The organism is Enterobacter sp. 01-M-03-SI-ECC (assembly GCF_047530215.1).
In the GTDB taxonomy this organism is placed as follows: domain Bacteria; phylum Pseudomonadota; class Gammaproteobacteria; order Enterobacterales; family Enterobacteriaceae; genus Enterobacter; species Enterobacter chengduensis.
In genome coordinates this window covers 1-6,118 of the sequence record NZ_JBLKDA010000066.1, presented here as the reverse complement: position 1 = coordinate 6,118, position 6,118 = coordinate 1, and the positions used below count along the sequence as shown (strand labels likewise).

Here is a 6,118-nt window from a genome sequence, read left to right as displayed (position 1 = left end):
CAAGCGGACCCCAATTAACACTTGCCAACCTATCTACTGGTTGGTAGATTTGATTTTAACAACACGACACACAAACAAAAACACACAACAGAACATCAGGAGCGTCATCATGAAAAACATCATCAAAACCACCCTTGCCATCATCGCCCTGTCCGCCAGCGCACTGAGCTATGCCGCCAGCCCGCAAATGGTTTCCCGCAGCGAAGCAGCATCGCTGCAAAAAATTGGGGTGGTCTCTTCCGGTGGCTTCACCACCCTGGATGACCTGGTGGCCTCACTGGATATGAAAGCCGCTGATGCCGGGGCCACACACTACCGCATCACCAGTGCCACCGGTATGAATAAACTTTCCGGTACCGCTGTCCTGTATCGTTGAATACCCGTTACCCTCGCAACTGCGCCCGGAACCCTTCTGGTTTCCGGGCGCAGTTGTGTCTGAATAACAGGCACCCGCAGGTGCCAGGAGAACATTATGTCCACCCATGACAGTCTGATTGAACTGACTGATACCCTTATCCAGCAGAACGGCTACCAGGGCTTCAGCTATGCTGATCTCGCTGACGGTCTGGGAATACGGAAGGCCAGTATCCATTACCATTTTCAGACCAAAACCGACCTCGGGCTTGCCTATTGTGAATACAAGGAGGCCAGCCTGCTGAAACTGGAAGCTGCCCTGTTACAGCTGCCACCGGGTAAAGCCCGTCTGCAGGGTTATATGGACGCATTTCTCAAATGCGCCGACAGCGGCCAGATGTGTGGCATTCACGCCATGCTGTCCGACAGCGCCCTGTTTGAAGAACCTCTTCAGAAAGCCACCTCACGACTGGCACAAACCGACCTGCGCATCCTGACCAGTGTGCTGGTTTCGGGTCGTGAAAGCGGTGAACTGGCTTTTACTGCTGAGCCGGCTGACGTGGCCATTATCATCGGCAGCGCCATTAAAGGGGCCCTGATGCTCAATCGGATCCCTCCTCATGATGCCTGTTCCCGCACCATGAGCGCGCTTATTCAGCTACTCTCCCGCCCGTAAAGCCACGCCTGTGGCTGCCCCGGTTTAACCGGGGCAGCCAGCACTCAAAAAAATCACCGCTGACAACGCCTGTATTCCGGGGGCCTCAGAAGACATTAAGACTTTCCTTGCGTTTAATTTCCAGTTACCCCTTGCCAATCTATCTACTGGTAGGTAGAATAAATATTAACAACACGACAACACAATAAAACAGACATGCAGGGGGCATCATTATGAAAGCACTTATCAACGACGTTATCGCTGTCTTCACCCGTAAAGCCCATGGACCGGTCATCATCAAATCCGATCTTACTGAGGAAGAAAAAGCAGCTCTGGTACCGGTCCGTACACTCTCTGTTGGCTGGGTGTCTTCCGTGGATGAGCTGGAGCGGGAGGTTATCCGCGAAGCCCTTGAACATGGCGCTGCCGCTTATCTGATTTCTGAGCTTGAGCAGGCCCGTTTCGTTCATGCCCGCGCCACGCTGTTTGCATAAACACAAAACGAAAATAAAAGGACACACACCATGAAAAATAACGTCGAGACACAACTGCGCCGGTTACTTCGTAAAACGTCAGGCCTGGACATTATGGTTCTGCGGCTGTCAGTGATTTTCATCTTCGCCCTGTTTGGCACCTACAAATGGTTTGCCTTCGAGGCCAATGCCCTTCACCACCTGCTGCCAGGCACCTGGCTCGGTGCGCTGTATCCGGCTCTCGGCGTTCAGGGGCTCAGCTACGCACTCGGCGTGGTGGAAAATATCACCCTTCTGGCCCTGATTGCCGGATTTTTCCGGCCGGCAGTGGGTGCAGCAGGCGCCCTGATGGTGGCAGGCACCGGCATCGTCACCCTGAGCCTTCTGCCGCAGCTGGGTCGCATTGACAGCTTCATTATCAAGGATGTTCTTCTGATTGGGGCTGGACTGGTGCTGTTGCGTCATGACCTGCGACGGACACTGATTAACCGGAGGGCGAAGCAACTCAGCGCCGTGCACAAACCCCGCTCGTCTGACGCATTGTCAGCCATGGGGTGACCCTGAATTACGCAGCAGCCTGATATTTCTGGCCAGCAAATATGACACCACTCCCGGGTTCATGGTGAGAGGCATGGAAGCCGCCTTTCGGGCGGGGATCACTCCCCGCTACTTTTTAGAGCGCTACCTGGAAAATAAGTCGCTCCCCGCCAACCCGGACTTTGAAAAACACTATCTGGATCTTATTCATGAGCAGGACCCGTCCCGGTGAGTGAGATTTGTCAGGAGAGCGATATGAACAAACCGTATAAAAAAGACCCACAGACCATTCAGGCACTGACGGAACTGCAGTTCAGCGTCACCCAGAAAAGCGCCACTGAGCGCCCGTTTACCGGAGAATATGACGACCACTTTGAGGACGGACTGTACGTGGATATCGTCTCCGGTGAGCCACTGTTCTCGTCGAAGGACAAATTTGATTCGGGCTGTGGCTGGCCGGCATTCAGCAAACCAGTGGAAAACAACGTCCACAACCTGAGCGACCTCAGTCATGGCATGGTGCGTACTGAAGTGCGTTCCCGTCACGGTGACAGCCATCTGGGACACGTCTTCCCTGACGGGCCACAGGATACCGGTGGATTACGTTACTGCATTAACTCGGCTTCACTGCGTTTTATCCCGAAAGGCGCTCTGGAAACAGAAGGATACGGTGAATTTCTTCCCCTGTTTGAGAAAGGAGATAAGCATGAAAACTGATGTGGCAATCCTTGCCGGTGGTTGTTTCTGGGGTGTCCAGGAGCTGATCCGCAAACTCAATGGCGTGGTCAGCACCGAAGTGGGCTATACCGGCGGACGTAATGATAACCCGACATACCAGCACCACCCAGGACATGCGGAGGCGGTGAAGGTGGTGTATTCCCCGGATAAACTGAGCTACCGAAAACTACTGGAATATTTCTTTAGTATTCACAACCCTACAACAATACTTCGTCAGGGTAATGACGTCGGCTCAAGCTACCGCTCAGCCATCTTTTTCACCACAGAGGAGCAAAAGCAGCAGGCAAACCAGCTTATCCGTGAAATAGATGATTCAGGAGTCTGGCCCGGAGTCGTGGTGACAGAAGTAGAGCAGGCCGGTGAGTTCTGGTCTGCAGAGCCAGAGCATCAGGATTACCTGCAGCATAATCCCGACGGCTATACCTGCCATTTTGAACGACCTGACTGGACGCTTCCGGGATAAGTCACCGTCGCAGACTCGCAGCATTCAGCCCCGCCCATGTGCGGGGCTTTTTTGTTCATATGCAGAAACGAGAATGGGATCACAAACAAATTTCTTTAGTCCATTTCTTGCATACAAAACAATCAACATCCTGATTTTAAGGGGCATATTAGAAAAAAGATGAGGATGATTAGGGTCAAAGGGACAAAGGGACAATGTTTAGAATTATGCTGACCGTTATCGCAGGATCGTTATTTTACGGACTCTCGGCCAGTCTGTGTTTTGCCGGGCTTTTTCGCATACACGCCCCCAGTGCCTGCACAGCCTTCTGTCTGACTTATAACCCAACAGCCGGCTATGTCATGCTGGTTACCGGTATGACACTGTTTATCGTATTTTTGCTCAGCCTTTTCCGGACAACAAAAGCCCCTATTTAACATAAAGGCTTCATTGTACGCACCGCTAAAACGCGCTCAGGGCGATTTCAGCGCGAAGCCGGTGAAAACCACAGCTTACCCGGCGAAAACCCCGCAAAACTTGCCTGATGAATTCTGATGGCATGAATGGCTATGCACCGGACTGCATGGCGGCCCGTTTCAGTGCGTTTACCACCTGAAACCGCCAAAAAGCGCCCTTTTGCGCGGGAAATCTCTCATTTTCTCCCTGGAATACTCACAACAATCATAATTACTAGTAATGTTTTCTGTGTGTACGACAACTCTGTAATGCCTGAGGAATTAATGACCGGTTCAAACAACAAGACACGCGATATCACTAGCAACCGCAAGTATCTGATCAAGAATGCACGCGGCCAGGCAGCCTATAAAGCACGTATGCGCGAGGCGGGTTATAAGCAAATTGCGGTATGGGTACGAGAAGATGTCAGAGAGGCAGGACGACAAGCCGGACTGGAATCTGACGCGCTGTTGTCAGGGGCTGCGCAGCATGATCCATTAGGCTGGATGGTCGGTTTTGCTGAGGGACTCAGGCAGCGAGAAAAAAAAGACAGCAACCCGCAGTAAGCCTGCAAGACAGCACGAATAACAGAGAACAGCCAGTACAAGGAAGTAACGCTTCGCGTACCGGATTCAGCATATTTTTCAGGGAGTGTCCCTGCTAAACTCCTTCATGTCGACGCATCAACCCCGGAGGCTCTGTAATGAGCAATACCACACACTACGAAAACGCCAACTTCTTGCGGGAACTGGCCGAAAGTCTGCCCCGCATACTGCCGGAAGGTGGCCCGGACAAGGCAGCACTGTTGCAGCGCCTGGCTAACGAAGAACTGGCACAGGCCGAGTATGAAGATCAGGTTCGCGCCAAAGTGACTGCAGCCCGCGCTGATACACGCCCGGGCATGACCACGGAACAACTCCGCCAGCGGCTGCATGGTCGCTATCAGGAACTGCGTGATGCCGTATGACGTGGAATGGAAGCAGGGAGCCATCGAGGACGTAACGGCACTGTTTGACTACATCGCGGAAAATTCATCTCTGTGGGATGCGCGGAACGTCACCGATCGCGTTCTTGCGGCCGCAGACAAGCTGGCAGACTTTCCGCGTCTCTACGAAGTGGACTCACGCTATGGCGAGGACGTTCGCCGGATAAGCCTGATGGGACAGCATGTCCTCTATGATGTGAATGACCCGGCGCAGAAAATCCGGGTTCTGGCCGTAGTCGGCCAGCGCCAGAATCCCCACTCCGTCCGCTGATAACGGGTGACGGGGGCGCAATTCATTGCGTGGCCGTCGCCGGTTGGACAAGCGCAGCGCGTCAGCGCTTCCCCCATTGCCACCACCGGCGCGGTGTCTCTGCTGTCTCCGTTTTGTGTTCCAGTAGTCTCATGGCCTGCATTTCCTGCCGCAGCCCGGCCACCTCTTCCCGCAGCGCTTTTATCTCCGCAATCAGCGCCTCTGATACCGTTTTTTCAGTCTCATCCGGCAGTCTCAACCCGTCCCGATCATGAGTCTCAATCAGTCTTAACTCACCGTACACCCGGATAAGCTCGCTGGTATCTACGACACGACCACCATCAGCCTCCGTCCGGTATGATACGCGGCCTTTAGCCATATCCCGATACAGGGAACTTCGGGCTTTTCCCGTCAGTTCCGTGGCCTGTCTCACCGTCACCCACGCCATTGTCTCACCCCGCTATTTTTGAGACAGTATACCCGACAGGCGCACACCATGCCCGGAAGGAAAGAAACATGACGAAACAGGAAAAAACCGCCCTCAACATGGCAAAATTCATCAGGGATCAGTCGCTGCTGTTGCTGGAAAAGCTGAACGAACTGGATATGGATACCGCGGCCGACATGTGCGAACGGCTGCACGAGGACGCGGAAACGCTCTGGCTGGCAATGCGGGACCAGCTCGGGGAGGAATAACAGCACCGACGCGGCCGGTGCTGTCTGCCGTCATTTCATCAGACGACGCAGGCAAAGAAGGGTACCACCGATCAGGATCGCCGCCGTGCCTCCCTGCCCGAAATGCAGGAACAACCAGTCACGGATCGCCGGGTTCCTCGCCAGAAACTGCACGAACCCGTAGAGCAGCAGAAACACCGGCAGCACGCGCCAGAACAATTTCAGCAGATGCGCGGCCAGCACACACAGCCCTCCGGCCATCGCCCCGACCATAAGCAGGGCCTCCCGGCCCACAACCGCAATCCGGTTTGTCATAAAACACCTCATAAATGAATGATTAACCTCAGACCATGACCATGAATTTGAAGCAGGCAAACAGCCGTTCCCGGTCCAGCTCTGCCGTTTTTCGGGCCTCGCCGGTCTGTGGGTTCACGATTTCATCCACCGCCAAAATTGCCCGTTGCACCCGGACGAGCGTCGGCCTGTCCGGGCAGATGTACCAGATTTCATCGATGCCGTTCGCCCGGCGGTTGAACAGATAGGGGTCGTCTCA

General features: G+C 54.0%; 13 protein-coding genes and 1 pseudogene. 11 read left to right on the top strand and 3 right to left on the bottom strand.

Annotation, left to right across the window (positions count from 1 at the left end; all coding sequences use genetic code 11):
- The first annotated feature begins 109 nt into the window (after positions 1-109).
- The 10 genes from ACMWKK_RS25695 to ACMWKK_RS25650 all read left to right on the top strand — a co-directional run bounded on the left by ACMWKK_RS25695 (position 110) and on the right by ACMWKK_RS25650 (position 4,911).
- A complete protein-coding gene (locus tag ACMWKK_RS25695; protein WP_001567383.1) occupies positions 110-376 on the top strand; it encodes a YdgH/BhsA/McbA-like domain containing protein in 267 nt (88 codons plus the stop codon).
- 96 nt (positions 377-472) lie between these two features.
- Positions 473-1,030: a TetR/AcrR family transcriptional regulator gene (locus ACMWKK_RS25690; protein WP_001567382.1), complete on the top strand. Its 558-nt coding sequence runs from the start codon at positions 473-475 to the stop codon at positions 1,028-1,030.
- A 212-nt stretch (positions 1,031-1,242) separates the two neighbouring features.
- Positions 1,243-1,503 (top strand): DUF1471 domain-containing protein, encoded by a 261-nt coding sequence (locus tag ACMWKK_RS25685; RefSeq protein WP_001567381.1) that lies wholly within the window; start codon positions 1,243-1,245, stop codon positions 1,501-1,503.
- Positions 1,504-1,533: 30 nt separating this feature from the next.
- Positions 1,534-2,040 carry a DUF417 family protein gene (locus ACMWKK_RS25680; protein WP_001567380.1) on the top strand — a complete coding sequence of 169 codons (507 nt, stop codon included), beginning with the start codon at positions 1,534-1,536 and terminating at the stop codon, positions 2,038-2,040.
- A gap of 73 nt (positions 2,041-2,113) precedes the next feature.
- Positions 2,114-2,251, top strand: a complete 138-nt coding sequence (locus ACMWKK_RS25675; RefSeq protein ID WP_021243014.1) for a hypothetical protein — start codon at positions 2,114-2,116, stop codon at positions 2,249-2,251.
- 23 nt (positions 2,252-2,274) lie between these two features.
- Entirely contained in the window at positions 2,275-2,736 is a 462-nt protein-coding gene (msrB, locus tag ACMWKK_RS25670; protein ID WP_021243015.1) for a peptide-methionine (R)-S-oxide reductase MsrB, read from the top strand.
- The gene (gene msrA, locus ACMWKK_RS25665; RefSeq protein ID WP_021243016.1) at positions 2,726-3,220 is read left to right on the top strand and encodes a peptide-methionine (S)-S-oxide reductase MsrA; all 495 of its coding nucleotides are present in this window, start codon (positions 2,726-2,728) and stop codon (positions 3,218-3,220) included. The genes msrB and msrA overlap by 11 nt, the downstream gene beginning before the upstream one ends.
- 548 nt (positions 3,221-3,768) lie before the next feature.
- Positions 3,769-4,221 carry a hypothetical protein gene (locus ACMWKK_RS25660; RefSeq protein ID WP_125125741.1) on the top strand — a complete coding sequence of 151 codons (453 nt, stop codon included), beginning with the start codon at positions 3,769-3,771 and terminating at the stop codon, positions 4,219-4,221.
- 137 nt (positions 4,222-4,358) lie between these two features.
- Positions 4,359-4,622 carry a hypothetical protein gene (locus tag ACMWKK_RS25655; RefSeq protein ID WP_000072676.1) on the top strand — a complete coding sequence of 88 codons (264 nt, stop codon included), beginning with the start codon at positions 4,359-4,361 and terminating at the stop codon, positions 4,620-4,622.
- A complete protein-coding gene (locus ACMWKK_RS25650) occupies positions 4,612-4,911 on the top strand; it encodes a type II toxin-antitoxin system RelE/ParE family toxin (protein ID WP_021243018.1) in 300 nt (99 codons plus the stop codon). Before ACMWKK_RS25655 ends, ACMWKK_RS25650 begins: the two co-directional genes overlap by 11 nt.
- Before the next feature lie 61 nt (positions 4,912-4,972).
- Here the strand turns inward: ACMWKK_RS25650 and ACMWKK_RS25645 are convergent, their stop codons facing one another.
- Positions 4,973-5,338, bottom strand: a complete 366-nt coding sequence (locus ACMWKK_RS25645) for a hypothetical protein (protein WP_021243019.1) — start codon at positions 5,336-5,338, stop codon at positions 4,973-4,975.
- Between the two features lie 68 nt (positions 5,339-5,406).
- Here ACMWKK_RS25645 and ACMWKK_RS25640 point away from each other — a divergent pair, with 68 nt between their 5' ends.
- A complete protein-coding gene (locus ACMWKK_RS25640) occupies positions 5,407-5,586 on the top strand; it encodes a Rop family plasmid primer RNA-binding protein (RefSeq protein ID WP_021243020.1) in 180 nt (59 codons plus the stop codon).
- A 30-nt stretch (positions 5,587-5,616) separates the two neighbouring features.
- On the opposite strand, the gene ACMWKK_RS25635 is transcribed toward ACMWKK_RS25640, so the two are convergent.
- Positions 5,617-5,880, bottom strand: coding sequence for a hypothetical protein (locus tag ACMWKK_RS25635; RefSeq protein ID WP_021243021.1), 264 nt, complete (start codon positions 5,878-5,880; stop codon positions 5,617-5,619).
- Between the two features lie 28 nt (positions 5,881-5,908).
- Positions 5,909-6,106, bottom strand: a pseudogene (locus ACMWKK_RS25630) (hypothetical protein); the annotation flags it as partial.
- Positions 6,107-6,118 lie beyond the last annotated feature (12 nt).